At 65.4% G+C, this 26,230-nt stretch carries 24 protein-coding genes and 1 tRNA gene; 12 read left to right on the top strand and 13 right to left on the bottom strand.

Annotated elements, in window-relative coordinates; translation table 11 throughout:
- Window positions 1-29: 29 nt before the first annotated feature.
- From BMG00_RS01035 to BMG00_RS17690, 3 genes are read right to left on the bottom strand one after another with little or no spacing between them, the layout of a single operon-like run.
- Entirely contained in the window at window positions 30-995 is a 966-nt protein-coding gene (locus BMG00_RS01035; RefSeq protein ID WP_078573126.1) for a site-specific tyrosine recombinase XerD, read from the bottom strand.
- Window positions 992-2,575 carry a hypothetical protein gene (locus BMG00_RS01030; RefSeq protein WP_146642524.1) on the bottom strand — a complete coding sequence of 528 codons (1,584 nt, stop codon included), beginning with the start codon at window positions 2,573-2,575 and terminating at the stop codon, window positions 992-994. The genes BMG00_RS01035 and BMG00_RS01030 overlap by 4 nt, the downstream gene beginning before the upstream one ends.
- A complete protein-coding gene (locus tag BMG00_RS17690; protein WP_096349013.1) occupies window positions 2,544-2,711 on the bottom strand; it encodes a hypothetical protein in 168 nt (55 codons plus the stop codon). Before BMG00_RS17690 ends, BMG00_RS01030 begins: the two co-directional genes overlap by 32 nt.
- Window positions 2,712-2,858: 147 nt before the next feature.
- Here BMG00_RS17690 and BMG00_RS01025 point away from each other — a divergent pair, with 147 nt between their 5' ends.
- From BMG00_RS01025 to BMG00_RS01005, 5 genes are all read left to right on the top strand, one after another.
- Window positions 2,859-3,479 (top strand): shikimate kinase, encoded by a 621-nt coding sequence (locus tag BMG00_RS01025; RefSeq protein ID WP_425443989.1) that lies wholly within the window; start codon window positions 2,859-2,861, stop codon window positions 3,477-3,479.
- Window positions 3,472-4,581: a 3-dehydroquinate synthase gene (gene aroB, locus BMG00_RS01020; protein ID WP_078573124.1), complete on the top strand. Its 1,110-nt coding sequence runs from the start codon at window positions 3,472-3,474 to the stop codon at window positions 4,579-4,581. The genes BMG00_RS01025 and aroB overlap by 8 nt, the downstream gene beginning before the upstream one ends.
- A 48-nt stretch (window positions 4,582-4,629) precedes the next feature.
- Window positions 4,630-4,706 (top strand) — tRNA-Arg (locus tag BMG00_RS01015).
- Between the two features lie 76 nt (window positions 4,707-4,782).
- Entirely contained in the window at window positions 4,783-5,781 is a 999-nt protein-coding gene (gene dusA, locus BMG00_RS01010) for a tRNA dihydrouridine(20/20a) synthase DusA (protein WP_078573123.1), read from the top strand.
- Window positions 5,782-5,805: 24 nt separating this feature from the next.
- Window positions 5,806-6,621 (top strand): sulfite exporter TauE/SafE family protein, encoded by an 816-nt coding sequence (locus tag BMG00_RS01005; protein WP_078527605.1) that lies wholly within the window; start codon window positions 5,806-5,808, stop codon window positions 6,619-6,621.
- Window positions 6,622-6,684: 63 nt separating this feature from the next.
- On the opposite strand, the gene mazG is transcribed toward BMG00_RS01005, so the two are convergent.
- Window positions 6,685-7,527 (bottom strand): nucleoside triphosphate pyrophosphohydrolase, encoded by an 843-nt coding sequence (mazG, locus tag BMG00_RS01000; protein ID WP_078527603.1) that lies wholly within the window; start codon window positions 7,525-7,527, stop codon window positions 6,685-6,687.
- A gap of 63 nt (window positions 7,528-7,590) precedes the next feature.
- On the opposite strand from mazG, the gene BMG00_RS00995 reads away from it, so the two are divergent.
- From BMG00_RS00995 to BMG00_RS00985, 3 genes are all read left to right on the top strand, one after another.
- Complete coding sequence (locus BMG00_RS00995) at window positions 7,591-8,754, top strand: M20 aminoacylase family protein (protein WP_078573122.1); 1,164 nt, start codon at window positions 7,591-7,593, stop codon at window positions 8,752-8,754.
- A 237-nt stretch (window positions 8,755-8,991) separates the two neighbouring features.
- Window positions 8,992-10,119, top strand: coding sequence for a peptide chain release factor 2 (prfB, locus tag BMG00_RS00990; protein WP_078527599.1), 1,128 nt, complete (start codon window positions 8,992-8,994; stop codon window positions 10,117-10,119).
- A gap of 4 nt (window positions 10,120-10,123) precedes the next feature.
- On the top strand, window positions 10,124-10,669 hold the full coding sequence (locus tag BMG00_RS00985; RefSeq protein ID WP_078573121.1) for an AAA family ATPase: 546 nt from the start codon (window positions 10,124-10,126) through the stop codon (window positions 10,667-10,669).
- Here the strand turns inward: BMG00_RS00985 and BMG00_RS00980 are convergent.
- Window positions 10,666-11,754: a Hint domain-containing protein gene (locus tag BMG00_RS00980; RefSeq protein ID WP_078573120.1), complete on the bottom strand. Its 1,089-nt coding sequence runs from the start codon at window positions 11,752-11,754 to the stop codon at window positions 10,666-10,668. The genes BMG00_RS00985 and BMG00_RS00980 overlap by 4 nt on opposite strands.
- A 291-nt stretch (window positions 11,755-12,045) precedes the next feature.
- Here BMG00_RS00980 and BMG00_RS00975 point away from each other — a divergent pair, with 291 nt between their 5' ends.
- Window positions 12,046-12,819, top strand: a complete 774-nt coding sequence (locus BMG00_RS00975) for a DUF2189 domain-containing protein (RefSeq protein ID WP_078527593.1) — start codon at window positions 12,046-12,048, stop codon at window positions 12,817-12,819.
- Between the two features lie 105 nt (window positions 12,820-12,924).
- Here the strand turns inward: BMG00_RS00975 and htpX are convergent, their stop codons facing one another.
- The 5 genes from htpX to BMG00_RS00950 form a co-directional block, all read right to left on the bottom strand.
- Window positions 12,925-13,869: a zinc metalloprotease HtpX gene (gene htpX, locus BMG00_RS00970; RefSeq protein WP_078573119.1), complete on the bottom strand. Its 945-nt coding sequence runs from the start codon at window positions 13,867-13,869 to the stop codon at window positions 12,925-12,927.
- Between the two features lie 98 nt (window positions 13,870-13,967).
- The gene (locus BMG00_RS00965) at window positions 13,968-17,108 is read right to left on the bottom strand and encodes an efflux RND transporter permease subunit (RefSeq protein WP_078573118.1); all 3,141 of its coding nucleotides are present in this window, start codon (window positions 17,106-17,108) and stop codon (window positions 13,968-13,970) included.
- A complete protein-coding gene (locus BMG00_RS00960; protein ID WP_158521660.1) occupies window positions 17,105-18,421 on the bottom strand; it encodes an efflux RND transporter periplasmic adaptor subunit in 1,317 nt (438 codons plus the stop codon). The genes BMG00_RS00965 and BMG00_RS00960 overlap by 4 nt, the downstream gene beginning before the upstream one ends.
- 229 nt (window positions 18,422-18,650) lie before the next feature.
- Window positions 18,651-19,394 (bottom strand): triose-phosphate isomerase, encoded by a 744-nt coding sequence (gene tpiA / locus BMG00_RS00955; protein WP_078527585.1) that lies wholly within the window; start codon window positions 19,392-19,394, stop codon window positions 18,651-18,653.
- A 103-nt stretch (window positions 19,395-19,497) separates the two neighbouring features.
- Window positions 19,498-19,866 (bottom strand): HesB/IscA family protein, encoded by a 369-nt coding sequence (locus tag BMG00_RS00950; RefSeq protein WP_078527583.1) that lies wholly within the window; start codon window positions 19,864-19,866, stop codon window positions 19,498-19,500.
- A 176-nt stretch (window positions 19,867-20,042) separates the two neighbouring features.
- On the opposite strand from BMG00_RS00950, the gene BMG00_RS00945 reads away from it, so the two are divergent.
- Window positions 20,043-21,695 (top strand): SulP family inorganic anion transporter, encoded by a 1,653-nt coding sequence (locus BMG00_RS00945; RefSeq protein ID WP_078573116.1) that lies wholly within the window; start codon window positions 20,043-20,045, stop codon window positions 21,693-21,695.
- A gap of 70 nt (window positions 21,696-21,765) precedes the next feature.
- Here the strand turns inward: BMG00_RS00945 and BMG00_RS00940 are convergent, their stop codons facing one another.
- The 3 genes from BMG00_RS00940 to BMG00_RS00930 form a co-directional block, all read right to left on the bottom strand.
- The gene (locus BMG00_RS00940) at window positions 21,766-22,836 is read right to left on the bottom strand and encodes an alkene reductase (RefSeq protein ID WP_078573115.1); all 1,071 of its coding nucleotides are present in this window, start codon (window positions 22,834-22,836) and stop codon (window positions 21,766-21,768) included.
- A 234-nt stretch (window positions 22,837-23,070) separates the two neighbouring features.
- A complete protein-coding gene (locus tag BMG00_RS00935) occupies window positions 23,071-23,436 on the bottom strand; it encodes an SUF system Fe-S cluster assembly protein (RefSeq protein WP_078573114.1) in 366 nt (121 codons plus the stop codon).
- Window positions 23,437-23,583: 147 nt separating this feature from the next.
- Window positions 23,584-24,009 carry a rhodanese-like domain-containing protein gene (locus tag BMG00_RS00930; protein WP_245794921.1) on the bottom strand — a complete coding sequence of 142 codons (426 nt, stop codon included), beginning with the start codon at window positions 24,007-24,009 and terminating at the stop codon, window positions 23,584-23,586.
- Between the two features lie 188 nt (window positions 24,010-24,197).
- Between BMG00_RS00930 and prfA the strand changes: the two genes are divergently transcribed.
- Both prfA and prmC read left to right on the top strand, forming a co-directional pair.
- Window positions 24,198-25,253, top strand: coding sequence for a peptide chain release factor 1 (prfA, locus tag BMG00_RS00925; protein WP_078573112.1), 1,056 nt, complete (start codon window positions 24,198-24,200; stop codon window positions 25,251-25,253).
- Window positions 25,250-26,107, top strand: a complete 858-nt coding sequence (prmC, locus tag BMG00_RS00920; protein ID WP_078527573.1) for a peptide chain release factor N(5)-glutamine methyltransferase — start codon at window positions 25,250-25,252, stop codon at window positions 26,105-26,107. The genes prfA and prmC overlap by 4 nt, the downstream gene beginning before the upstream one ends.
- Window positions 26,108-26,230 lie beyond the last annotated feature (123 nt).

Here is a 26,230-nt window from a genome sequence, read left to right as displayed (position 1 = left end):
TTAGGTTATGGGGCCGCGCCGTGGCGCATTCAAGCGTCGCCGTGCCGATTGCCGCGCGGTTTGGCTAGCGGGTGATGCTGAAGCACCAGTTCCTTGAGCCGCTCGTCGAGCACATGGGTATAGATCTCGGTGGTCGAGAGATCGGCATGGCCCAGCAGCATCTGGATCGCGCGCAGATCGGCCCCGCCTTGCAGAAGATGAGTCGCGAAGGCGTGGCGCAGCACATGGGGCGTGACCTTGGCGGGGCTGATCCCCGCATTCACCGCGATATCCTTGAGCAATCGGTGAAAGGATTGCCGGGTCAGGTGGCCTTCCTTTCCCGGCGAGGGAAAGAGAAACCGAGAGGAGGGGGCACGGTGTCGGACATGCGCCTCTTCCTCGGCGGCATCGCGTGCTCTGAGCCAGTCGGCCAGCGCCTCACGCGCGGGCGGTGAGAGTGGCACCATGCGTTCCTTGTCACCCTTGCCGCGCACCAGAAGCATCCGCGGATCGCCCCGCGCGGCAGAGACGGGTAGGGAGACGAGCTCGGAAACTCGCATCCCCGTGGCATAGAGCAATTCCATCAGGCAGCGGTTGCGGATCTGGTCGCGGGCGGAACGTCCCTGATCGCGGGCGGCCTCCAGCAAGGCTTCGACCTCTTCGAGCGAAAGCGTCTTGGGCAAGCGTTTCGCGCGGCCCGGGCCGGAGATGCGGATCGCGGGATTGTCGGCGCGCCAGCCCTCTTCATAGGCAAAACGAAAAAGCTGCCGGATCGCGCTCAGACGTCGCGCGCGGGTCGATTTCGCGAGCCCGTCGGCCTCACAGCGGATCAGGTAGGTCTCGATATTCTCGCGAGTAAGGGTCGCGTAGCTCAGGCCTTTCGCTTGAAGAAAGCCCGCGAAGTCATTGAGGTCACGCCCATATCCGAGGATCGTGTTGCGCGCGGCCCCCGCTTCGGCGGCTTGCGCTTCGAGAAAGGCGGGCAGCCAGCGTGCATCGGGCGGCGCGTCGTTCATCCGCGCCGCTCCAGCACCATAAGTTCGATTGCAGTGCGCCGCGCGGTCGATTCCAGCCCGACGAGGCGCAGCAGTCGCAGCCCGTCCTGAAGCCGCGGGTAATCGCCCTTCGCGCCTTCGGTGACGTCGCCGATCGCCTCGATGATCGCGAGGCCGAGCTGGTCTGGCAAAAGCCCCTCATAGCGATCCGCGGCCGCAGTCGGGGGGGCGTCGAACACCACCTTGAGGGTGCGGCCGAGACTGTCGCGTGTACGCATTTGAGAGGTGTCGCCCTGTGCCAGCCCCGCGAGCAGATCTCCGCGGGGATCTGCCTCGGCGCCGATGCGTGCGTTCTCCTCATAGTTCGGGGTCAGCAGGCTCAGCTCGAAAGCCAGCCGCGCGGCCTTGCCCGAGAGCGTCATGCCCGAAAGCTGATCGCCGAAAAGCGCGGCGAGGACCGGCTCGAGTTCGTTTTCCGCCATCGCCTTGTAAGCGCGGGGCAGGGCGCGCGAGACGGCTTTCGTGTCGCCCGCGGCCAGCGCCTTATCGAGTTCGGACACCGCCGAAACCCGGTCCCACAGCGCCCCCGACGCGGCCGCCTTGCGTTCCGTATAAAGGCCCAGAAGGCGATTGGGATCGAGCACGCCCGCACGCGCCAGCCGTTCCGCCGCCTCAAGCTGGGATTTCCAGCCGTTGTTCTCGGTCAGATCGGCTTGCGCGAAAGCCAGCGGCAGAACCGAGGTTGGCAGCGGTTGGCCGATCGCCTCCATCATCTTGTAGCTCAGCGGCGTGACCGGATCGGGCGGGGGCATATCCTCGGCGCCCTCGGCCAGCATCGGGTCGAGGAACTGCTCGAGCAAGCTCACCTCGGAGGCCGGGATCTGACCCAGAACCTTGCCGGTACCGAAGGTAAGCTCAGCGAGATCCCATTGTCCGTTGCGCGCAAGGCAGAAGATCCGCGCCGCGTAGGAGGGCGCGATCGAGGGGCTGCGTTCGATGATCTTGCAGGCGCGACGTTCCTGCCCCAGCAGCAGCGCCACGTCGAAACTGCGCCGGAAAATCTCGGGATCGTTCGTTGCCGCCTGCGACAGCAGCGCATGGGCCTGATCGAGCGCGCCCATGTCGAGCAGCCGATCGACCCGGGCGAGAAAGAGCTGGTTGCGTTGCGCGGACGCGGCAATCTCCGGCGGGTTCAGCTCGGTCAGCAGCAGCGTCATCGTCAGGCTTTGGAGCGCGGGGAGCTGGTCGAGGGGCATCGCGCGCAATGCCCGGGCCAGTTCCGGCTCGGGCGTCTTGCCCCAGAGCGTGCGAGGCAGGCCCGTGCGCTCGGCCGGCAGCAACCCCAGCGTGTCGGCCGAGGGCGCATCGAGCGAGAGCACGGCGATATCCTCGATCCCGCCCGCGCCAGTGATCCGCTCCTTCGGGGCAGGCGTCTCATTGTGCGGCGCATTGGCCACCGAATGCGAGAGCCAGTCGATCGCGGACATGGGTTGATCGACCTCGGCCCGCAGCACGCTGGCCGGAGCGAGGATCAGCAAACCGGCAAGGCTCGCCGCGAGCGCGCGGCGCTCAGTTCCCACCCGTTCCCCCGCTGCCAGCACCGACCCCTCCGGGCAAGGTGACCTCGATACGTTGCTCCTGGCTGTCCGGGCTCATGTCTCCGAGATAGGCGAAGCCTATCACGCCGATCGTGCCAAGGATCAGAAGGATGACGATGAGCTTGAAGATGCGCCCCATTTTCTCTCTTTTCTGCCGTCTGTCGCGGCCCCTTCCGGGTCGGGCGGGCCGTTCTTGGTTGCGGTTTCGCGTTGATCATATATGGCATTTCAGGGAAGTTCACGCCATTCAAGGGGGCTTGCCTCACGTTTGTGCAAGGGTCCGCCGATGTGTGAGATGGGACCGGAAGACGGGATTGACAAGGTGAGAGCCGGGGCAGAGCAGGATCAACCGGTGCTGGGGCATCTGACGCGTTCGATCGTGCTTGTGGGCATGATGGGCTCGGGCAAGACGGCTGTGGGCACCGCGCTGGCGCGGATGCTCGACGCCCCCTTTCTCGACAGCGACCACGAAATCGAGCGCGCCGCCCAGATGAGCGTGGCCGAGATTTTCGCCCGCGATGGCGAGCCGTTCTTCCGGGCGCGCGAATCGGAAGTGCTCGAAAGGTTGCTATCCGGGCCGCCGGGCGTGATCTCGACGGGGGGCGGGGCGTTCCTGTCAGAAGCCAATCGCGAGATGATCGCGCGGCTTGGCGTTTCGGTCTGGCTCAAGGCCGATCTGGAGCTGCTTTGGCAACGTGTGCGCCACAAGAATACGCGACCTCTGCTGCGCACCGCCGATCCCAAACGGACGCTGACCGATCTGCTCGCGCAGCGCCTGCCGCATTATTCGAAAGCGCAGGTCGCAGTCGAGGCGGAGCCGGGGCTCTCGGTGCCGGACATGGCGCGCAAGGTGATCGCGCATTTGCGCGAGGTCGATGGTTTGATCGAAGAGGTGAAAGATGCGTGAGATCGTTCCGGTCGAACTGGGCGAACGCTCCTACGAGGTGCGCATCGGCACCGGGCTGCTGGAAAATGCAGGCGCCGAGATCGCGCCCTTGCTGCGCCGCCCGCGCGTCGCCGTCGTCGCCGATCAGACGGTGGCCGATCTGCATCTTGAGACGCTGCGCAAGGGCCTGGGCGAGATCGAGATGGTCGCGCTGACCCTGCCTCCGGGCGAGGCCACGAAAAGCTGGCCGCAGTTCACCCGCACCGTCGAATGGCTGCTGGAGCAGAAGGTCGAGCGCAAGGATATCGTCATCGCCCTTGGCGGCGGCGTGATCGGCGATCTGGTGGGATTCGCGGCCGCCGTGCTGCGCCGGGGTGTGCGTTTCGTGCAGATTCCGACCTCGCTTCTGGCGCAGGTGGACAGCTCGGTCGGCGGCAAGACCGGGATCAACGCACCGCAGGGCAAGAACCTGATCGGCGCTTTCCATCAGCCCTCGCTGGTGCTGGCCGATCTGGGCGTGCTGGGCACGCTCAAGCCGCGCGATTTCCTCGCGGGCTATGGCGAGGTGGTGAAATACGGGCTGCTGGGCGATGCAGGTTTCTTCGACTGGCTCGAGGCGAACGCACCCGCGATGGCGGCGGGCGACATGGACAAGCGCCTGCACGCGGTGAAACGCTCGGTCGAGATGAAGGCCGAGATCGTCGCGCGCGACGAGACCGAAGAGGGCGACCGGGCGCTTCTGAACCTCGGTCACACCTTCTGCCACGCGCTCGAGGCCGCGACGGGGTTTTCCGACCGGCTGCTGCATGGCGAGGGCGTCGCGATCGGCTGCGCGCTGGCCTTTGAGCTTTCACAGCGCCTCGGCCTGTGTTCGCAGGAGGCGCCCAGCCGCGTGCGCGCCCATCTGCGCGACATGGGGATGAAGGTCGATCTGGCCGATATTCCTGGCGATCTGCCGGATACCGATGGGCTGATCGCGCTGATGGCGCAGGACAAAAAAGTGCTCGACGGCAAGCTGCGCTTCATCCTCGCGCGTGGCATCGGGCAGGCCTTCGTCACCTCTGACGTGCCGCGCGAGGTGCTCGCGGGCGTTCTCGACGACGCTCTGGCCGCGAAGCGCTGAGAATTCGCAGTTGCGGCGCGCGCACGGCTTCTCTATATCCGCGCTCAGGCACCCGTAGCTCAGCTGGATAGAGCGCTGCCCTCCGAAGGCAGAGGCCACAGGTTCGAATCCTGTCGGGTGCGCCACCTCCCTCTCACCGGTAGACTTTACGCCTCGGGGGCGAGGGCGACGCATTAGAGACGGTCCAAGAGGCAAACCGCCATGACGACATCCGACGCCCTGTCCCGCGCCGCGCGCCTCTCGGTCGCGCCGATGATGGACTGGACCGACCGGCATTGCCGCTATTTCCATCGTCAGATCAGTTCTCAGGTGCTGCTCTATACGGAAATGGTGACGGCGCCTGCGGTGATCCACGGCGATCGCGCGCGGCTTCTGGGCTTTGACGATGCCGAGCATCCGGTGGCGTTGCAGCTTGGCGGTTCGGATCCGGGCGAATTGGCCGAGGCCGCGACGATCGGCGCGGATTTCGGCTATGACGAGATAAACCTCAATTGCGGCTGCCCGTCGGATCGGGTGCAATCGGGCGCCTTCGGTGCGGTTTTGATGAAGACCCCCGATCTGGTGGCCGAGTGTTGTGCCGCGATGATCGCCGCGCAACCTGTCGAGGTCACGGTGAAATGCCGGATCGGGGTGGATGATCAGGAGCCGCAGGAGGTGCTGCCCGCATTTCTGGAAAAGATCGCTGCGGCCGGTGTCACCCGTGTCACCATTCATGCCCGCAAGGCTTGGCTGCAAGGCCTCTCGCCCAAAGATAACCGCGAGATCCCGCCGCTCGATTACCCGCTGGTCCACGCGATGAAAGCGGCCTTCCCGCAGCTCCATATCTCGATCAATGGCGGCATTGCGGATCTGGTCGCCGCCGAGGCGCAACTCGGGCAGGGGATCGACGGGGTGATGGTCGGGCGTGCGGCCTATCACCAGCCGATGGAGGTTCTGGGCGCAGCCGATGCGCGGCTCTGGAGGCAGGGCGAGGCGCGCGACGCCTTTGAGGTGGCCGAGGCGATGATCCCCTATATTTCCGATCACCTTGCGAAGGGGGGACGCCTGCATCAGATCACCCGCCACATGCTGGGCCTCTTCCACGGCAAGCCCGGCGCGCGCCGCTTCCGCCAGATCCTCTCCGAGGGGGCCACGCGCGAGGGCGCCGGGGTTGAACTTTTCGAGAGCGCGTTGTCAGCGCTGCGTGAACGGGTTAACTGAGCGGAAATCAAGGAGTTTCCGCCCATGCCCGATCTGTCCACCCTTGTGCCCCTCGTGCTGATCCTGATGGGGGTGGGCGCTTTCGCGGGGGTTCTCGCGGGCCTTCTGGGCGTCGGCGGCGGGATCGTTCTGGTCCCCGCCTTCTTCTATCTTTTCAACGGCTTGGGCTATGCGTCCGACGATCTGATGCAGGTCTGTGTGGCGACCTCTCTGGCGACGATCATCGTGACCTCGATCCGCTCGGTCATGGCGCATAACCGCAAGGGCGCGGTCGACTGGGTGATCCTCAAGCAATGGGTGGTGCCGATCGCCATCGGCGCGGTGATCGGCGTGCTGGTGGTGCATCAGCTGCGTTCCTCCACCATGCAGATCATCTTCGCGGTGATGGTGATGGTGATCGCGCTTTACATGATGTTCGGCAAATCGAGCTGGCGGATCTCGGACGGGCTGCCGGGCGGGCTGTTCCGCGCCTGGTTCGGGCCACTGATGGGGTTTCTGTCGGTTCTGCTGGGGATTGGCGGCGGTTCGATCGGCACACCCATGCAGACGTTGCACGGCATCCCGATCCACCGCGCGGTCGCGACCTCGGCGGGCTTCGGCGTGACCATCGCTCTGCCCTCGGCGATCGGCTTCCTGCTCACGCCCGTGGCCGATGCGCCGCCCTATTCGATCGGGGCGGTGAACATCCCCGCCTTCCTGATCGTGATCGCGATGACCACCTTCACCGCGCCGCTGGGTGCCGCGCTGGCGCATAAGCTCGATCCGAAGAAGCTCAAGCGCGTCTTTGCGGTCTTCCTGATGCTGGTCGCGCTGAACATGCTGCGCAAGGCGTTTCTCTGAGCCTTTCAGCTTGCCCGAAATACCTCGGGGGGCGCGACAGCGCGGTGGCAGAGCCCTCTCCGGTCACTTGATCCCCCGCGCTTTCGCCGCGTTCCAGAGCGCGTCCATCTCGTCCAGATCGCTATCCTTCGGAGCCTTGCCGCGCGCCTCGAGTTCACGCTCGATATAATTGAAGCGATTGGTGAATTTCAGATTTGCCGCGCGCAGAGCGCCCTCCGGATCGAGCTCGAGATGCCGTCCGAGATTGACCATCACGAAAAGCAGGTCGCCATATTCCTCGGCCAGCTCTTCGGGCCCGAGCTGGTCGCGCGCCTCTTCCAGCTCGCGCGCCTCCTCGACGATCTTTTCCAGCACCTCGTCGGTCGAGGGCCAGTCGAACCCGACCCGCGCCGCACGGTTCTGCAATTTGATCGCCCGGGTCAGCGCGGGCAGCCCCAGCGCGACTCCATCGAGAACCCCGACGCGCTCGGTCTTGCCCGCCGCGGCCCGCTCGGCCGCCTTGATCTTTTCCCAATCCGCGGTTTGCTGCGCCGCGGATTTGTCGCGGCTCTCATTGCCGAATACATGGGGGTGGCGCGCCACCATCTTGGCGTTGATCGCCCGCAGTACATCGGCGATGTCGAACCGGCCCTCTTCCGAGGCCATCTGCGCGTGATAGACCACCTGCAGGGCCAGATCGCCCAGCTCTCCGGGCAGCTCTTCCCAGGCCTGCCGCGCGATCGCATCGGCGACCTCATGGGCCTCCTCGATCGTGTAGGGGGCGATGGAGGCGAAATCCTGTTCGAGATCCCAGGGGCAGCCCGTTTTCGGGTCGCGCAGACAGGCCATGATCGCGATCAGCCGGTCGAACTGATGCGCGGCCTCCCCGCTCTCGTCAAAGATCAGCGCGTCATCGGGTTTGGCCATTGCAGCTTGCCTCCTGCCATGCGATTGGCTCTGGCCTAACCATCCGCGCGAGGGAAGTCCACCATGCCCGTCATCAATCGAATCGCCGATCTCGGAGACCGGATGACCGAATGGCGGCGCTGGCTGCATCGCCATCCCGAACTTGAATTCGACCTGCCGCAGACCTCCGCCTTCGTGGCTGAACGCCTGCGCGAGATCGGTGTCGACGAGATCCATGAAGGCATCGCCCAAAGCGGTATCGTGGCGCTGATCAAGGGGCGCGCGCCGGGCCCGGTGGTGGGGCTGCGCGCCGATATGGACGCGCTGCCGATCACCGAGGAGACCGGCGCGGATTACGCCTCCGAGACGGAAGGCAAGATGCATGCCTGCGGTCATGACGGGCATACCACGATGCTTCTGGGCGCGGCCGCCTACCTCGCCGAGACGCGCAATTTCGCAGGCACCGTGGCGCTGATCTTCCAGCCCGCCGAAGAAGAGGGCGGCGGCGGCGAGGTAATGGTGCGCGAGGGCGTCATGGACCGTTTCAAGATCGCCCGCGTTTTCGCCATCCATAACGCGCCGGGCCTGCCGTTCGGCCATTTCTACACCACGCCGGGCCCCTATATGGCCTCGGTCGATACCGCCTGGGTCACGGTGCGCGGCAAGGGCGGGCATGGCGCCACGCCGCAAGATTGCATCGACCCGATCGTCGCGATCACCGGCATGGTCAACGCTCTGCAGACGGTGGTGGCGCGCAATGTCGGTGCGGGCGACGAGCTGGTGATTTCCGTCACCCAGATCCATGTCGGTTCTGCTTCGAACATCATTCCCGAAGAGGGATGGTTCTGCGCCACGATCCGCGCCTTCGATCCCGCGATCCGCGATCTGGCGGAAAGCCGTTTTCGTGACATCGTGTCGGGGCTTGCCGCGGCGCATGGCGTCGAGATCGAGATCACCTATGAGCGCGGCTACCCGCCCACGGTCAATGACGCGGATGAGGCCGAGTTCGCCGCGACGGTCGCCGAGGAAATCGCCGGCACCGGCCGGGTCGAGCGTCGCGCCGCGCGCGAAATGGGGGCGGAGGATTTCTCCTACATGCTGGAGACCCGCCCGGGCGCCTATCTCTTCATGGGAACGGGCGAGGGCCACGGCCTCCATCACCCGCGTTACGATTTCAACGACGAGGCCGCCCCGATGGGCGCGTCCTTCCTCGCGCGGTTGGCCGAGCGCGCCTTGCCGATCGGCTGAAACGGGGGCGCTGCCCCCATCCGCTGACGCGGATTCCCCCGAGATATTTCCATCAAGAAGAAACAGGCACGATTTTTCCTTCTTCTTGATCCAAATATCTCGGGGGAGCCTGCCGAAGGGCAGGCGGGGGCAGCGCCCCTTTCCGAGCGCCCCTCCGCCGCCTCTTGCGACGCCGGTGCTTGCGGGCGGGCTGTCGATTTCGTATCACCCGCACCAAGATATCACGAAGGACGACATATGCGCGCCGAGACGCAGAATATCGTGGAGCAGATCCGCAAATCGCTTGCCCTGCTGGGCCAGCGCATGGATCTCGAGACCGCGCCGCACCGGATCGAGGAATTCAACGCCATGATCGAGGATCCCACCTTGTGGGACGATCAGGCGCGCGCGCAGAAGCTGATGCGCGATCGTCAGCAACTGATGGACAAATTCGAGACCTATCAGCGCATCGAGCAGGAGCTCACCGACAATGTCGAGCTGATCGAACTGGGCGAGATGGAAGACGATGCCGAGATCGTCTCCGAGGCCGAGAAATCGCTCAAGGCGCTGAAAGAGGAGGCCGCGGGCAAGGAGCTCGAGGCGCTTCTCGATGGCGAGGCGGATGGCAACGATACCTATCTCGAAGTGCATTCCGGCGCGGGTGGCACGGAAAGCTGCGACTGGGCCTCGATGCTGGCGCGGATGTATGTCCGCTGGGCCGAGAAGAAGGGGTACACGGTCGAGCTCGAATCCGAGAGCCCGGGCGAAGAGGCCGGGATCAAATCGGCGACCTACAAGATCTCGGGCCCCAATGCCTATGGCTGGCTGAAATCGGAATCGGGCGTGCACCGTCTCGTTCGGATCTCGCCCTATGACTCGGCGGCGCGCCGTCACACCTCGTTCAGTTCGGTCTGGGTCTATCCGGTGGTCGACGACAATATCGACATCGTGGTGAACCCTTCCGATATCCGTGTCGACACCTACCGGTCCTCGGGCGCCGGCGGTCAGCACGTGAACACGACCGACTCGGCGGTGCGGATCACCCACATCCCGACCGGGATCGTAGTGACCTCCTCGATGAAATCGCAGCACCAGAACCGCGAGATCGCGATGAACGCGCTGAAGTCGCGCCTCTACCAGATGGAGCTCGACAAGCGTACCGCTGCGATCAACGAGGCTCACGAGAACAAGGGCGAGGCGGGCTGGGGCAACCAGATCCGGTCCTATGTGCTTCAGCCCTATCAGATGGTGAAGGACCTGCGCACCGGGTTCGAGACTTCGGATACGCAGGGCGTGCTCGATGGAGATCTCGACGGGCTCATGGCGGCGACGCTGGCCATGGGGGTCGAGGGCAAATCCCGAGCCGACGCACAGGCGGCGGACTGAGCCGATGGCGGCGCGGGTTCATATCACCGGCGCCGCAGGGTCTGGAACCTCGTCCCTCGGACGGGGGATTGCCGAGCGTCTTGATGTGCCCCATCTCGACACTGACGCGTTCTTCTGGGCGCCGAGCGATCCGCCCTATACCGTCAAACGCCCGCCCGAAGAGCGGCTTCAACTGATGGAAGAGGCGAAAGCACCCGAGGGATGGGTGATTTCCGGTTCGCTCGATGGCTGGGGGGAGCCGGTGATCGAAGGGGCGGATTTGATCGTCTTCCTCAGCGCCCCGACACCGATCCGTCTGGCCCGCATCCGCAAACGCGAGGCGCTCAAGTTCGGTGAGAGGATCCGGACGGGAGGCGATCTGTTTCATAACCACGCCGCCTTTCTGAAATGGGCGTCGAACTATGACGATCCCTATTTCTCGGGGCGTTCGCTGTCGCGCCACCGGGAGTGGCTGGCGGGACGATCCGAGCCGGTGCTGAACCTCTCGGGCGCGCGCCCGATCGAGGATCTGGTCTCCACAGTGCTCGCGACACTCAGCACGCGCGGCTAGATCACCGTCACGAGGGCATCCTGCAGGGCCTTGGCGTTGCGGTGGTGGCGCGCCACGAGATTGCGCGCCTTTTTTCCCGTCACCAGCGGCCGCGCGGGTGGCGGCGGATTCGTCGGATCGAGATCGGGCAGGAGCCGATGCCAGGCCTGCCGGGTGGCGCGGGGCAGGGTGCGTGTCACCTCCGGGCCGAGCAGCAGTGTCTCAGCTTCCGTGCCGTTTGCGATGACCACCTCGTGGCGATCGAAGAGCAGATGGATATACGCGGGTTCACATGCGTCGCGCAGCACCGAGATCCCGGGCAGGGCGGTGAGGTGGCGCGCGGCGATCAGGACCTCCGGTTCGGCTGTCATCCGCTCGACGATAAGCGAACGCAGCAAGATGCGGTGTTGTGGCGATACCACCAGATCCTGTGCGGGCCGCCCCGGCCCGAGCGCCCCTGCGGCGATCCGGATCGGACAGAGTTCGGGGCGCAGGTCGATATCGCCCGCGTTCAGATGCCGCCGGGCGATCCAGCGAAGCGGTTGCGCACCGTGGTCCAGGGTCAGGACCGCATCTCCCACCCGAAGGCTCTCGACCGGGCGGGGGCCGTCAGGCGTCTCTATCTGCGTGCCCGGCGTGAAGCAGGGCACCATCGATGCGTAATCCTGATTGCTCGAGGCGACGTAGGTGAGAGTGACGCCTTCGGGCGGGGCATCGCCTTCCCAGGAAAAGCCGATGATCTGGTCATTATAGGTATAGGGGTCGGAATAGGTTCGCACCGAGATCGCGACGAGACGATACGTATTCGTGCCGTCGGTCAACGAGACCTCGTATTCGTCCTGAAGCATCGAGCCCGCGGCATAGGTTACACCCCCGATCACCGTGTCCTGGGTGAGAACTTGCCCCTCGCTGTCATCGTCGAGCGTGCCGCTCGAGCCATCGGTGTCGGAGATCTCAACCTGGGTTGGCGCGGCGCCGGTGTTCACCGTGAGTGTGGGGGAGGAATACCAGCCCCATTGGGCGCCGGACGGGCTTTGCTCGAGGATGCCGGCGGCGCTGGTCGTCGCCGAATCCAGCGAAAAGATCTTGAGGCTGTAGGTGGTCATCGCGTTCAGTCTGTCTTTGTCGCGAGCAGGTTTGCCGGAGCCGACACCGATTTCGGTCCTGCACACTTAAGATGATCGGTCTGATTTTCAATTGTGTCGGGAATGTGCTGGGTCGACGTCGAAATTGGGGCCCAATCCGAGAACTGTCCCGTTTTCGCGACGCTTGAAGCCTGTTTTTTGCATCTGCATTGCTGCTCTGCGGCAGAGGTTTTTCTCGACAGATCACGGATGCGTGACGCAACGTGAGTGAACAGGCTCTGGGGAGAGGGCCTGTCTGTCAGGGAGAGAAGAATGCAACAAGTGATGTCTGAGCCGTCCGAGCTGCCGCATTTTCGCGACATGCCGGTCTCGGCGATCCCGGAGGTGCTGCGTGAGGGGTGGCGCGATTTCCTGCGCGCGCCCGCTTTCGGGCTGATGTTTTCGGGCTTTTATGTCCTCGGCGGGATCGTGCTCTGGATGGTGTTTTCGGCACGCGGCGAGGAATGGTGGCTCATTCCCTTCGCGCTTGGTTTTCCGCTGCTCGCGCCCTTCGCGGCGATCGGGCTTTACGAGATCAGCCGCCGGATCGAGGGAGGGGAGCCCTTGGTCTGGGGGGAGGTGATGGCCTGCTGCATTTCGCAAAAGGACCGGCAGATCCCGTCCATGGCGATGCTGATCCTGATGATGTTCATGTTCTGGGTCTTCGTGGCCCATACCACCTTCGCGCTGTTCATGGGGTTGTCGGCCTTCACCAATGTCAGTTCGTCGCCCGAGATCCTCTTCACCGGGAACGGGCTTGCGATGCTGGCGATCGGCTCGATCATCGGCGCGATCTTCGCACTGACGTTGTTTTCCTTCACCGTGGTCGGCCTGCCGCTCCTGATGGAGCGCGAGATCGACATCATCACGGCGATCCTGACCTCGATGCGCGCGGTGATCGCGAACCCGGTCTCGATGGGGATCTGGGGGCTGACGATCGCGCTGAGCCTGTTCATCGGGATGATCCCGATGTTCCTTGGGCTTTTGGTGGTGCTGCCGGTGCTCGGCCATGCGAGCTGGCACATGTATCGCCGCCTGACCTACTGAGACTTCGGCGCGTTCGCGTCGCTGTCTCGTGTTTCGCGATTAAGGCCAAGGAGGCACCCGATCGTTCATTCGGTCGGGCGCTCTTGCTTTGCGGTGGTGGCTTGATCAGTTCCAGGGGCCGGAGCGATCCTTGCGCCGCACCGGCGGCACGGAGCTGTCGCGGAATCCCGTCATCTCGGGCTGCGGAGCGGGGCGGGGCTGCGTCGAGCGGGGGCCCGAACCGCCCGCCAGCTGGCGCAGCGCCGCAACGCGGTTCGCGGTCGAGGGGTGGGTTGCGAAAAGGTTATCCGCGCCCTGACCATGCAGCGGGTTGATGATGAACATATGGGCCGTGGCCGGGTTGCGCTCTGCTGCGATATTGTCGACGCGCGCCGCGCCCGCCTCGATCCGCTCGAGCGCCGAGGCCAGCCAGAGCGGGTTGCGGCAGATCTCGGCACCTGCCTTGTCGGCGGCATATTCGCGCGTCCTCGAGATTGCCATCTGAACGAGTGCGGCTGCCAGCGGCGCGAGGATCATCATTGCGAGCGTGCCCAAGATTCCCATCCGCTCACGCGAGCCGCCGAAGAACAGCGCGAAATTCGCCAGCATGCCGATGGCACCGGCGAAAGTCGCCGTCACAGTCATGATCGCGGTGTCGCGGTTGCGGATATGGGCAAGCTCATGGGCGATCACCCCGGCGAGTTCCTCGCGCGAGAGGCTCTGCATCAGGCCCGCCGTCACCGCGACGGCTGCGTTTTCCGGGTTGCGACCGGTGGCGAAAGCGTTGGGTTGAGCTGTGTCGAGCAAGTAGACCGCGGGCATCGGCAGCCCGGCATTGCGGGCCAGTTCGCCCACAAGCTCCGTCAGTCCCGAGCGGTCATTCGGTCCGACCGGCTGCGCATTGTGCATCCGCAGGACCATCTTGTCGGAATTCCACCACGAAAAGGCGTTCATCCCGGCAGCCACGACCAATGCGATCAGCGCGCCCCCGGTCCCGCCAAGCAGGTATCCGAGCCCCATGAACAAGGCCGTCAGCGCGGCCATCAGAATCGCGGTCTTGACGTATCCCATTCTCTTTCGCGTCCTCTCACCTGACGTGATCCCAAGCGAGGCGGATATAGGTGCCGCGCGGCGCCATGCAATCGGCGCCGCGCGAAGAGCGGGACGTGTCAAGTCTTCGTGGCGGGCTCGGTCAGCGGCGCGGCGCTGTCCTCCTCAGCCTCTTTGGTGGCGAGATTGAGGCCGAAATCTTCGAGGATCGCCAGCAGCGCCGGGGTCACGAAGAGCGACAGGACCGTCGCGGCGGTCATACCGAAGGCGAGGCTCGCGACGATAGGCCGAAGGAACTGCGCCTGGGTGCTTTGTTCGAGAAGGAGCGGTCCGAGCCCCACGATCGTCGTCAGCGAGGTCAGGAAGATCGCACGGAAACGATCGCGCACCGCCTCGCGGCCCGCCTCGATGATATCGGAACCCGCCGCGCGGCGTTCGCCGATGAACGCATCCAGCAGGATCGAGTCGTTCACCACGACGCCGGCCAGGGTTGCGAGGCCCACGAGGCTCGGCAGCGAGATCTGCATGCCAAGCGCCATATGGCCCCACATCACGCCCACAAGGCTCAAGGGGACCGCCGCGATGACCGCGATGGGACGGATGAAACTCGACATGTAGAAAGCCAGCAGAAGATAGACGCCCACGACACCCGCCGTCATGTAGCGCGCCAGCGAGGCACCCGTCGTCGCCGTATCTTCCTCTTCACCCAGCACGATAACCTTGATGCCGGGACGTTTCTGCGCCAGCTGCGGCAGGTAATCGGCGCGCATCGCGGCCATAAGCTCGCGCGCATTGGCGACCGCGGCGTTGATCGAGCCCTGCACCGAGACGGCGCGCTGCCCGTTCACATGGGTGATCGTGTTGAAACCGCGCGTCTCGGTGACATCCGCCACCGCAGAGAGTGGAACCAGCGCGCCATTCGTACCCGGCACGCGCAGCGCCAGCACATCGCCCAATGTCTGACGTTCGGAGGGCGCCAAGCGCGCCACCACGTCGACCTGTCCATAGGCATCGGCGAAGCTCACCGCGCTGTCTCCCCGGAAGGCCGCGCGCAGCTCGGTTGCAAGCGCCTGCGGGGTCACGCCCAGCAGGTTGGCCGCCGCCGGGCGCATCCTCACCACGATCTCGGGTTTGCCGGGTTGCAGATCGAAAGTCACGTCGCGCACGCCGTCGAAGCCCCGGAAGAACTTGCGAAGCTCGCGTGCGGTGATCGCGAGATCGTCCAGATTGTCGCCTTCGAGGAGAAGGTCGATCGGCTTGCCCCCGGCACCGCGTTCCTTGTCGGTGACGCGGAAGGCCGCCATGTCGGGCATCTGCCCTACGAGCTTCTTCCAGGTATCGAGGATCACGCCCACCTCGGTCGAGCGCGTACCCGCAGGCAGCAGTGCGGCGCTGACGGTGGCCATGTTCGGACCGCTGCTCGGGCTGTCGGCATTGGCGCCATATGTGATCGTATAGCTCTGCACGAGTTGCTGGCCGTCGGGTTGCTCGGGGGTCAGCTCTGCGTTGAGCTGTTCAAGCGCCTTGACCACCTTGGCGACCCGCGCCTCGGTGCGGGCAAGCGGCGAGCCTTCCGCGAGCAAGAGCCGCGCCTCGACCGTGTCGCTCTCCAGCGTCGGGAAGCTCTGGTACTTGATGAACCCGCCGGTGAAGGGGGCGACCGACAGGGCCACGATGAAGATCGCAAGCCCGATCGTGAGGTAGCGATAGCGCAGCGCGCGCTCGGCCAGCGGCACGATGACCCCGTCGCGCAGCTTGTCGAACGCTCCATTGACCGCACGGCTGACCCGGCCCGGGCGCAGATCGCCATGGAGCGAGTGGCGCATATGGGCGGGCAGGATCAGGAACGCCTCGACCAGCGAGATCGTGAGCGTGAGCAAAAGCACGATCGGGATGTATTTCAGAAGCGCCCCGATATTGCCGGACAGGAAACTCAGCGGCCCGATGATCATCGCGGTTGTGAGGAACGAGGCCAGCACGCCGGGACCGACCTGCAGCACGCCGTTGACCGCGGCTTCATGCGCGCTTTCGCCCTTCTGTCGCCGGCGCACGATGTTCTCCGAGATCACGATCGCATCGTCCATCAACAGACCCGTCGCGACCAGAAGTGCCACCATCGTCATCATGTTGATCGTGTAGCCCAGCATCTGCATGGCGAAGATCGCGCCGAGGAAGCTGACCGGCAGGCCCATCGCGACCCAGAAGGACATGCGCAGCCCAAAGAAGAGCCACATCGCCACGAGGACGAGAATGAGGCCCTGAAAGCCGTTCGTGCCGATGATCCGCAGGCGCTCGCGGATGTTCTGGGTGGAATCTTGCGAGATCGAGAGGGTGATATTGCCCGGCGCCTCGGCGCGGGCCTTGTCGAGCTGGCGATCGAGGGCGGCCTTCACCTTCAGCGCATCCTGCGAACCGGTCTTCGATACTGCCACGATCGCCGCGCGCTGGCCGTCGAAATAGGTGGCCTGCGCGGGATCGGAGAACCCGGCGGTGATCTTGGCCACGTCGCCCAGCCGCACTTCGCCGCCCGTCGCGCTGCCCGCGATCGGGATCTGGCCCAGCTCTTGCGGGGTGCGTTTTTCGCCAAGGAAGCGGATCGCGGTGTCGCCCGAGCGTCCCTCTAGCGTACCTGCGGGCATGTCGAGGCTGTAGCGCGCGAGCCCCGTGCCGATCTCGGTCATGTCGAGCCCGTAGCGCTCCAGCGCCGCGCGGTCGAATTCGATGGCGATCTCGCGATCCGAGAACCCGTTCACATCGACCTGCGAAATTGCCGGGTCGGCGCGCAGCTGATCGGCGAGATGCTGGGCATAGGCGTAAAGCACCGCCGGATCCTTCGGCCCGGTCACCGCGACCGAGGAAACCGATGCCACACGCTCGACGATCTGCGTCACCGGATCATCGGCCTTGGTGGGGAAGGAGGTCACCCCGTCCACCGCATCCTTGATGTCGTTGTAAAAGCGCGTCATGTCCGCGCCTTCGATCATCTCGGCGGTGACCTGGGCCGCGTTTTCGCGTGCAAGGCAGGTGAGCTTGGCGAGGTTCTCGACCTTCATCAACACCGGATCGAGCACGGTGCAGATCCCGGTCTCCACCTCGGCGGGGGCCGCGCCCGGATAGGTGATGCGCACCGAGACATCCGAAGGCGGCGTCTCGGGGAAGGTGTCGCGCTGCATCATCGGCAGGGCGAGCAGCCCCAGCCCCGAGATCGCGATCATCAGGATATTGGCCGCCGTGCGGTGGCCCGCGAACAGACGGATCATTGCGCGGCCTCTTTGTTCTTGCCGCCGCCTGCGCCGCCGCCCGAGCCGGGCTTGGGGGCCTCCGCCGCCTGACCGAGCGCCTCGGCGAGGATCTCGGCCTTGCGCGCATCATCCTCGAGCGGCTTCACCGCCATGCCCGGGACCGCGATCGAAGGGTCCGTTACGACGAGCTGATCGCCCGGCTTGAGCCCGTTCGCCACCACCGCGATATCGCCCGAGACGAAACCGGTCGTCACGGGGCGCTTCTCGAGCACGCCTTCGGCCGAGACAACGAGCGCCAAGCCGTTTTGCACCGCCTCGACCGGCACCACGAGCGCCTTGCGCTTGGGGGCGGAAAGCTCGACTTCGACGACCATGTTGCGCCGCAGCGGCGGGCGTTGACCTGCGACGCTCTGGCTTTGCGGGTCGTCGACGCGCACCACGACCGGCGCGCTTTGCGTGCGCTCGTCGATCGCCTCACCCATGCGCTCGACCGTGGCGGGCCAGTCGACCTGATGCTCGGGCGCGGGCAGTTTCACCTTGGCCTTGAGATCGGTAACCTCGGTGCCTTCGCCAGCCAGACGCAGCAGCGGGCCGATCCGTCCGATCGGGAATTGCGCCGAGATATCGACCGCTTCGGTGCCTTCGCCGGTCAGCATCACCTGACCCCGGCTGACATATTGCCCCAGATCGGCGCTGATCGAGGCCACGCGAAGCTCATAGGGCGCGCGGATCTCGGCAAAACCGATCGAGCGTTCGAGCGAGCTGCGCTGCGTGCCCAGAACTTCGCGTTCCGCGCCATTCAAGGTGATCTGGTTTTCAAGCTCGGTGACCTTGGTGCGCGCGGTCAGCTCCTGGCGGCGCGTGGCCTCCAGTGCCGCTTGCGTCACCACGCCCTGACTGTTGAGCCGCTCCTGACGCTTGAGATCTTCCTGCATCAGCGCGAGGTCGGATTGCGCCAGCGCAAGGCTCGCCTTGACGGTCTCATCCTTCACCTTCGAGGCGGCGAGCTGCGCGTCGATATTCGCCAGATCGAGTTTCAGATCGCTGTCGTCGATGCGGAACACGAGCGTCCCAGCGGGCACGATGTCGCCGGGGGCGAGCGGGTGGGCGACTTCGGTGACCTCTCCCTCGATCCGCGCCACCGCGCGCCATTCGCGCACCGGCGCGATCGTGCCGTAGCCGCTGACCCGCGGAACGAGATCGATCGGTTCAAGCGTGATGACCCGAACCGGCGTCGGATTGCGCTTCGTTTCAGTGGGTTCGGGCAAGCTCTTGAGATTGCCTGCGTAATAGATCGCGAACACCCCAAGTGCCGCCGGCACAGCGACCATCAAAACCCGCCGAACGTACCCGCCCGCTGTCGTCATCTGTCTTTTCCGCCCTGTTGCATGACCCTGACGGCACTATGGGCGAAGAGATTTGACTTGGCGAGACCGATATGTGCTTTGACATCTTCGGTCATACCCGAGTTGGAGCGGGTCGGTTCTGCCGGGGACATGGAAAAACCGCCCGGCATGGAGACCGGGCGGCGAATTGGTATCTGCAATGGTCGGGCGCGGCTCAACTGGCCGCAAGCGCCTCGATGATCGCGCCGAAATCAGCGGCCTTGAGCGAGGCCCCGCCAACCAGCGCGCCATCGACATTCGAGACCGCGAAGATCTCGGCGGCGTTCGAGGGTTTGACCGATCCGCCATAGAGCAGACGCATCCCGTCGCCCTCGGCTCCGAAACGCTTGATCAGCTGTTCTCTCATGAAATCGTGGACTTCCGCGATCTGCTCAAGCGTCGGGGTACGGCCGGTGCCAATCGCCCAGACGGGTTCGTAGGCGATGACGGTATTGGCGGCGCTTGCATGATCGGGCAGCGAACCCTTGAGCTGGTTGCCGATCAGGGTCAGCGTCTCGCCCGCGTCACGCTGCGCCTCCGTCTCGCCCACGCAGACCACCGCGACAAGATCCGCCTCGATCGCGGCCTCGGTCTTGGCGCGCACGATCACGTCGCTCTCATGGTGATCGGCGCGGCGTTCGGAATGCCCGAGGATCACGTAGGAGCCGCCCGCATCGCGGATCATCTGCGCGGAAATGTCGCCGGTATGCGCCCCCGAGCTGCGCATGTGGCAATCCTGGCCCCCCACAGCGATCCGGCCCGCCGCCGTCATCGACATGCCTGCGATCAGCGTCGCGGGCGGGCAGAGCAGAACGTCGCATTTCGGGTGGGGATGGGCTTCGATGAGCGCCGAGACCTCGTGCAGGTCGCCCTTGAGCCCGTTCATCTTCCAGTTGCCGGCAGCAAGTTTCTTGCGCATGTGGTTTCTCTCTCCCTGATGTCATTGCGCGGGAGATTAGGCCAGGGCGCGGCTGCTCGCAAAGGGCAAATTGGCGCGGGGCAGGGCGGACCTGCGCGGTGGCTCAGGTGGTCTCGTCGGCGTCGACGTCGCGAAACTTGATCGACTCGCCGCAGCCGCAGGCCTCGACCACGTTCGGATTGCGAAATTTGAAGCCGCTTTCCAGAAGGCCGGTCTCGTAGTCGATCTCGGTGCCGAGCATGAACATCTGCGCCATCGGCGCGATCAGAACCCGCGCGGGGCCTTTCTCGACCACGATATCCATCGGACCGGCCTCGGCCGCGACTTCCATCGTGTATTCCATCCCCGCGCAGCCGCCCTTCTTGACGCCGATGCGGAAACCGGCCGCATTTTCGCGCGCCATCAGCTTGGCAATCTGCGCGACGGCGGCATCGGTCAGGGTAACGGGATCTTGTCCGGGAACGTTGAACATGGGGCGCGGTCTCCTTCGTGCAACAACCTAATGCGCGCGGCCGGGATTTCCAAGGGCGCCTCCGGGACAGGGACGCACAGCGCGGGTGCGCGCGCCCGGGCGATGGACCCGTGTCGCACGATGGCCTAACACGGAAGGAGAAAGACCCACCGATCGTCGCGGAGACCGCCTGAGACATGCGCCCGAGCCTGCCCCTTTTCCCGAGCCTGCCCAGCTTTGCGCCGCGCGCGGATCTGTTTGCGGCGCTGACTTTGGCCGCGATCGCGATCCCCGAACAGCTCGCGACTGCGCAGCTTGCGGGCCTTCCCGCGGCGCAGGGGCTGATCGTTTTCGCCGTGGCCTCGGTGGTGATGGTGCTGGTCGGGCGAAACCCGACGCTTTCGGTAGGCGCGGATTCGACCATCGCACCCCTCATCGCCACTGCACTTGCCGCGATGGGCGCGATGCCCGGGGATCCGGCGCTTCTGGCCGCGATGGTGGGCGCGATGCTGTTTGTCGTCTGGCTGTTGCGGCTCGAATGGATGGCCGAGCTCTTGTCGAAACCCGTGACCTCCGGGATGCTCGCGGGGATCGCGGTCCATATCTTCGTGGGCCGACTGCCGGTCGCCCTGGGGCTGTCCCTGCCGCCCGGAAGCCCGATCGAGACCGTTCCCGCGCTTTGGGACGCCTCCGGGCAGGCCAGACTCGCGCCTTTCGTCATGGCCGCTCTGATCACGCTGGCCTGCGTGATCGGAGCGGCGGTGAACCGTCGCTTGCCGATCCCCCTGAGCGCGCTGGTCTGTGCGATTGCCGTGGCCGCCTTCGCGGATCCCTCGGGCGAGATCTTCCCGCGCATCCGGGGAGTGGCGGGCGATGCGGGGCTGCACTGGCCCGCTTTGTCCGCCGCACGCGCGATCGACCTGCTGCCCACCGCGCTCTCCATCACCTTCCTGTGCCTCTCGCAGACCACGGTCGTTCTGCGCACGAGCGGCGCCGATAGCGCGCCCGAGCGCCGCAACGCCTTCGGCGCGCTGGCGCTGGCAAATCTGGCCACGGCCGCGGGAGGCGGGTTCGGTGTCAACTCGAGCCCGCCCCGGACCCAGATCCTGCGTGAAAGCGGGGCGGGTTCCCAGCTCGCGGGGCTGGGTGCCGCTTTGATCGGGTTGGCGCTGCTCGGTCTGGGCGCGGGGGTGCTCAGCAACCTGCCCGCCGCCGCTCTGGCCGGCGTTCTGAGCTATATCGCCCTGCATCTGCTGAGTTCGGCCCGATTGCACGACCTGATCCGCCGCAGTTCCTCCGAAGGGGCGATCGCGTTGGCGACCGCCGGGCTCGTGTTCCTGTTGCCGCTGCAATACGGCTTGCCGCTCGCGATCCTGCTCTCGCTCGTCTATGCCTCGATGCCGCTTTTCCAGTCGCAGGTCGTCGAATTGCATAACGTCCCCGGCACCACGGTCTGGTGGCGCCGACCCGCAAGCGACGAGGAGCCCGAGCGTTACGAGGGCGTGCTGGTTCTGGGCATCACCTCGCCGATCAGTTTCGCGAATGCTTCCGGAATCATGAACGGCATCCGCCGCCACGTCGCCGCGATGCCCGGGGCCCATCTCGTGGTTCTGGAATGCGCGGGCGTGCTGGCGGTCGATCTGACCGGGGCGGACCGGCTTGGCGCGCTGATCGAGGAGTTGCGCGGGCGCGGCCTCGTCGTGGCGCTCGCGCGGCTCGAAGCCCCCCATGCGCAAGACGACCTCGCCCGAAGCGGTCTGCTTTCGACCCTGGGCGAGAAATTCGTCTTCCAGTCGGTCGATGCTGCGATCGGGATCCTCGGCGGTCCGGCCGACAAACCCGTGACGTGACGCGCCAAACCCGTGGACACAATGAAAATGCGGGCCCGCAGGCCCGCATCGCTCAATCACTCAGACGGTCTCAGTCGAGAAAGGGATAATCCGTATAGCCCTCGGCCCCGCCGCCATAGAACGTCGCCGGGTTCGGTTCGTTGAGCGCCGCCCCGGTCTCGAAACGCTTCGGCAGATCGGGGTTCGCGATGAAGAGTTTCCCGAAGGCCACCGCCGTGGCCCCGTCGGCCAGCGCGGCCTCGGCCATCTCCTTGCTATAGCCATTATTGGCGATATAGGGCGCCCGGATCTTCGCGCGCAGCGTCTCGATCCCACCCTCGGGCCAGTCACGCGGGCCGCCGGTCTGCCCCTCGACGAGATGCACGAAGGCCATGTCCTGCGTGTTGAGGAAATCGACCACGGCCCCGAAAAGCGCCGGCGTATCGCTGTCGATGCCGACATTGTTCGCATTCGACCAGGGCGAGAGACGGATACCGACCCGGCCCGGCCCCCAGACGCTCACGACCGCCGAGACCGCTTCGCGCAGGAAGCGCGTGCGGTTCTCGATCGACCCGCCATAGGCATCCTCGCGCGTATTCGAGGTGTCGCGCAGGAACTGGTCGATCAGGTAGCCATTCGCGGCATGGATCTCGACCCCGTCGAAACCCGCAGCTTTCGCATTCGCGGCCGCCTTGCGGTAATCCTCGATGGTCGCGGCGATCTCCTCGACGCTCAGGGCATGCGGCGTGGTGGTCTCGACGAACCCCTCGCCGTCGAAGGTCTTCGACGCGGCGGAGATCGCCGAGGGGGCCACCGGATCGCGCCCGCCCAGAAGCTGCGGCACCGAGATCCGGCCGACATGCCAGAGCTGCGCCACGATCTTGCCGCCCGCGCCATGCACGGCCTCGGTGACTTTCTTCCAGCCCGCGACCTGATCGTCATTGTAGATCCCCGGCGTCCAGGCATAGCCCTGGCCCATCGGCGAGATCTGCGTGCCCTCGGTCACGATCATCCCGGCGCCTGCGCGCTGGCGGTAATATTCGACCGTCAGATCGGTCGGCACCAGATCGGGCGCGCGGTTGCGGGTGAGGGGGGCCATCACGAAACGGTTGGCGATCTCGATCGCACCGAGTTTGGCGGGGGTGAAAGGCGTATCGGTCATGCAAGTCCTCTTCTCAGGTTTGCGCATCGGTCCGTTGAGATGGGGCGGGGCGGGGCGAGGACAAGCGCGCCCGCGCGCGACCCCTTGTGCGAAAATGCAAAAAGGGAGCACGACCGCCCCCTTCTTCTTGACGAAAATATCTCGGGGGGCTCGCGGGACGCGAGCGGGGGCAGCGCCCCCCTCCCGTTCAGGACCTGCCGCCCCGCGACGGGGCCCGAGCCGCCCTCCAACCGATCACATGAAGCCCAGTTCCAGCCGCGCCTCGTCCGACATCATGTCCATGCCCCATTGCGGATCGAAGGTCATCTCGATGTCGACGTCGCGCAGCCCTTCGACGCAGGCCACCGCATCATGCACCCAGCCGGGCATCTCGCCTGCCACGGGGCAGCCGGGCGCGGTGAGCGTCATGATCACCTTCGCGTCGTTCTCGGGGCTGATCTCGATCGTGTAGACAAGGCCCAGATCGTAGATGTTGACCGGGATTTCCGGGTCGTAGACCGTACGGCAGGCCTCCACGACCTTATCATAGAGCGGATGGTCGGTGGTCGAGGGCTTGATCAGCGGCGTGCCTTCGAGCGGCTCTTCGGGCGTGGCGGTCATCGGGGCCTCTTTCGCGGTTCGCGCCCGAGAGGGCGGCAATCAGGGGGCGTCTATTTCTCGACTGTTTATCTAGGTCATTGCGCGAGAGGCGTAAAGGGACGCACCGTCGCGCCCGGCCAAGTTGTGATCGCGCGGCCCCGGATTGCGTCACTCGGGTTTGTAGGCCGCCCAGTCCCGCCAGCCGTCGATCCCGGTTTGCAGCACCACGACATTCTTGCGCCCCGCCGTGCGTAGCGCGAAGGTCGCCATCGAACTCAGCGTGCCGGTGTTGCAAAACAGGATGGTCTTTTGCGTCTCGGGGATCTCGTCGATCCGGTCGAGCACCTCGCGCCATTCGATGTTCACGGCCCCCGGAATGGTTTCCCGGGCGAATTGCGCGGGATCGCGGGTGTCCACGAAGAGGACATTCTCGAAGACCTCCCTGTCGATCTGTTCGGGCAGGATGATCCCGTCCTCATAGCCCGAGAACATCATGTAGTCGTTCATCGCCTCGATGGCGGCGTCGCGGTCCTGTGCGAGCGCGGGCGTGGTGCCCAGCACGAGCAGGCTCGTCATGATCAGGTTGCGGATCATCATCTCTCTCCCTCGGATCTCTCCCGGCGCGCGGTTTATCAAAGGGCCGGACGCGCGTCATCTGTTTGTTACATGCGGATCGCCGCGCCCCGGATCGGGTGTGCCCGAGCGGCAAACACCCTGCGTCACAGGGCTGTTGCACCGCTCTGCGCTTGACGCCCCCCGCGCTTCACGCCAAACCGAGCCTCATGTTGCCCGAAGAGAAACTCGACCAGATCCTTGCACGCTTCGAGTACCTCGAGGCGCAGCTCAACGCGGGCGCGGATCCCGCAAAGATCGCCGAGATTAGCCGCGAATATTCCGAGCTCAAACCGGTCGTGACCGAGGTCGAGGCCTGGCGTCAGGCGCGGGCCGATCTTGCCGAGGCGGAGGGCTGGCTGAGCGATCCCGAGATGAAAGGGCTGGCCGAGGAAGAGCTGCCGCGCCTCAAGGCCCGCATCCCCGAGATGGAACAGGCGCTGCGCCTTGCGCTTTTGCCGAAAGATGCCGCCGATGCGCGCCCCGCGATCCTTGAAATCCGCCCCGGCACGGGCGGCGAGGAAGCCGCGCTTTTCGCGGGCGATCTGCTGCGCATGTATCAGAAATACGCCGAGAAACACGGCTGGCGGTTCGACCTGATGGACCTGACCGAGACCGAGCTCGGCGGCGTCAAGGAAGCGGTGGCGCGGATCGAGGGCGAGGGCGTCTTTGCGCGGATGAAATTCGAGTCCGGCGTGCACCGGGTTCAGCGTGTGCCCGAGACCGAAGCCGGTGGGCGCATCCATACATCCGCAGCCACCGTCGCCGTTCTGCCCGAGGCCGAGGAGGTCGATATCGACATTCCTGCCTCCGATATCCGGATCGACACGATGCGCGCGTCGGGTGCGGGCGGCCAGCACGTGAATACCACCGACTCGGCGGTGCGCATCACGCACCTGCCGACCGGCATCGTGGTCACGAGCTCCGAGAAATCCCAGCACCAGAACCGCGCCAATGCGATGGCGGTGCTGCGCGCGCGGCTTTACGAGGCCGAACGCGACCGCGCGGCCTCGGAACGCGCCGAGACGCGGAAGTCCCAGGTGGGGTCGGGCGATCGTTCGGAACGCATCCGAACCTATAATTTCCCGCAAGGGCGCCTGACCGATCACCGCATCAACCTCACCCTCTATTCCCTTGATAAGGTTATGGAAGGTGAGATCGAAGAGGTGATCGACGCGCTGATTTCGGACGATCAGGCGGCCAAGCTCGCGGAGATGGACGGGTGAGGGCGCAAGAAGCGCTGATCGCCGCCACCCGGCGCCTGAAAGAGGCCGGGATCGAGGGCGCGTCGGGCGATGCGCGCAGGCTTCTGGCGCATGCGCTCGGCATTGCGCCCGAGCGGCTGACGCTCGCGCTGCACGATCCGCTGCCCGATGACGCGGCCACTCGCCTTGACGCCGCGATCGCGGCCCGTATGCAACACCAGCCCGTCGCCCAGATCACCGGAAAGCGTCTGTTTTGGGGACATGAGTTCCGCGTCACCCGCGACACGCTCGATCCGCGCCCGGAGACAGAGATCCTCGTGCAAGTGGCGCTCGAACGCCCTTTCATTCATGCGCTTGACCTTGGCACCGGCACCGGCTGCATCCTGATTTCGCTTCTGAAATCCATGCCCTTCGCGGCGGGAACGGGTACCGATCTTTCTTCCGCGGCTCTGGACGTCGCCAAAGGGAACGCGGACGCGCTCGGCGTCGGGAAACGGGCGAAATTCCTGCTGTCCGACTGGTTTTCCGCCGTTCCGGGACGCTTCGATCTGATCGTGTCGAACCCGCCCTATATCGCGCAGGACGAGATGGCGGGGCTGTCGCGCGATGTTCGCGAATGGGAGCCACACTCGGCCCTGACCCCCGGCGGTGACGGTCTCGATGCCTATCGCGCGATTGCGCTTGGGGCTCCGGCGCGGCTTATGGCGGGCGGGCGGATCGTGCTCGAAATCGGGCCGACCCAGGCTTCGGCTGTGACGGAGCTGCTTGCTGCGCAGGGGTTCGAACAGATCGAGACCCGGCAGGACCTCGATGGGCGCGACCGCGTCATTGTGGCGCAGAAGCCCGGTGACGCTGGCGATTGTGGTGCCAGTTGAGCGCAAATTCGCGCAAAACCTGGGAAAATCCGGGGAAAACGTGGATTTGACACATTTTCCGACTTGAAAGCCCACTCCGCACATGTTTAGTCAAGCCTGTGCAGGGCGGATCGATATCCCCCG

This window comes from Thioclava marina, from assembly GCF_002020135.1.
Lineage (GTDB): Bacteria > Pseudomonadota > Alphaproteobacteria > Rhodobacterales > Rhodobacteraceae > Thioclava > Thioclava marina.
The sequence above is the reverse complement of the archived record's forward strand: the minus strand, read 5'-3'. Positions and strand labels throughout refer to the sequence as shown.

Bases quoted from the DNA above. Each gene is read 5' to 3' on its own strand.
- BMG00_RS01025 (WP_425443989.1), top strand. From the start codon at position 2,859: ATGTGTGAGATGGGACCGGAAGACGGGATTGACAAGGTGAGAGCCGGG.
- BMG00_RS00975 (WP_078527593.1), top strand. From the start codon at position 12,046: ATGCAACAAGTGATGTCTGAGCCGTCCGAGCTGCCGCATTTTCGCGAC.
- BMG00_RS00940 (WP_078573115.1), bottom strand. From the start codon at position 22,836: ATGACCGATACGCCTTTCACCCCCGCCAAACTCGGTGCGATCGAGATC.
- BMG00_RS00980 (WP_078573120.1), bottom strand. From the start codon at position 11,754: ATGACCACCTACAGCCTCAAGATCTTTTCGCTGGATTCGGCGACGACC.
- BMG00_RS17690 (WP_096349013.1), bottom strand. From the start codon at position 2,711: ATGGGGCGCATCTTCAAGCTCATCGTCATCCTTCTGATCCTTGGCACG.
- BMG00_RS00930 (WP_245794921.1), bottom strand. From the start codon at position 24,009: ATGATCCGCAACCTGATCATGACGAGCCTGCTCGTGCTGGGCACCACG.
- BMG00_RS00945 (WP_078573116.1), top strand. From the start codon at position 20,043: ATGCGCCCGAGCCTGCCCCTTTTCCCGAGCCTGCCCAGCTTTGCGCCG.
- mazG (WP_078527603.1), bottom strand. From the start codon at position 7,527: ATGGCCAAACCCGATGACGCGCTGATCTTTGACGAGAGCGGGGAGGCC.
- prfA (WP_078573112.1), top strand. From the start codon at position 24,198: ATGTTGCCCGAAGAGAAACTCGACCAGATCCTTGCACGCTTCGAGTAC.
- BMG00_RS00950 (WP_078527583.1), bottom strand. From the start codon at position 19,866: ATGTTCAACGTTCCCGGACAAGATCCCGTTACCCTGACCGATGCCGCC.
- dusA (WP_078573123.1), top strand. From the start codon at position 4,783: ATGACGACATCCGACGCCCTGTCCCGCGCCGCGCGCCTCTCGGTCGCG.
- BMG00_RS00995 (WP_078573122.1), top strand. From the start codon at position 7,591: ATGCCCGTCATCAATCGAATCGCCGATCTCGGAGACCGGATGACCGAA.
- BMG00_RS00935 (WP_078573114.1), bottom strand. From the start codon at position 23,436: ATGACCGCCACGCCCGAAGAGCCGCTCGAAGGCACGCCGCTGATCAAG.
- tpiA (WP_078527585.1), bottom strand. From the start codon at position 19,394: ATGCGCAAGAAACTTGCTGCCGGCAACTGGAAGATGAACGGGCTCAAG.
- htpX (WP_078573119.1), bottom strand. From the start codon at position 13,869: ATGGGATACGTCAAGACCGCGATTCTGATGGCCGCGCTGACGGCCTTG.
- BMG00_RS00960 (WP_158521660.1), bottom strand. From the start codon at position 18,421: ATGGTCGCTGTGCCGGCGGCACTTGGGGTGTTCGCGATCTATTACGCA.
- BMG00_RS00985 (WP_078573121.1), top strand. From the start codon at position 10,124: ATGGCGGCGCGGGTTCATATCACCGGCGCCGCAGGGTCTGGAACCTCG.
- prfB (WP_078527599.1), top strand. From the start codon at position 8,992: ATGCGCGCCGAGACGCAGAATATCGTGGAGCAGATCCGCAAATCGCTT.
- BMG00_RS01005 (WP_078527605.1), top strand. From the start codon at position 5,806: ATGCCCGATCTGTCCACCCTTGTGCCCCTCGTGCTGATCCTGATGGGG.
- BMG00_RS01035 (WP_078573126.1), bottom strand. From the start codon at position 995: ATGAACGACGCGCCGCCCGATGCACGCTGGCTGCCCGCCTTTCTCGAA.
- aroB (WP_078573124.1), top strand. From the start codon at position 3,472: ATGCGTGAGATCGTTCCGGTCGAACTGGGCGAACGCTCCTACGAGGTG.
- BMG00_RS00965 (WP_078573118.1), bottom strand. From the start codon at position 17,108: ATGATCCGTCTGTTCGCGGGCCACCGCACGGCGGCCAATATCCTGATG.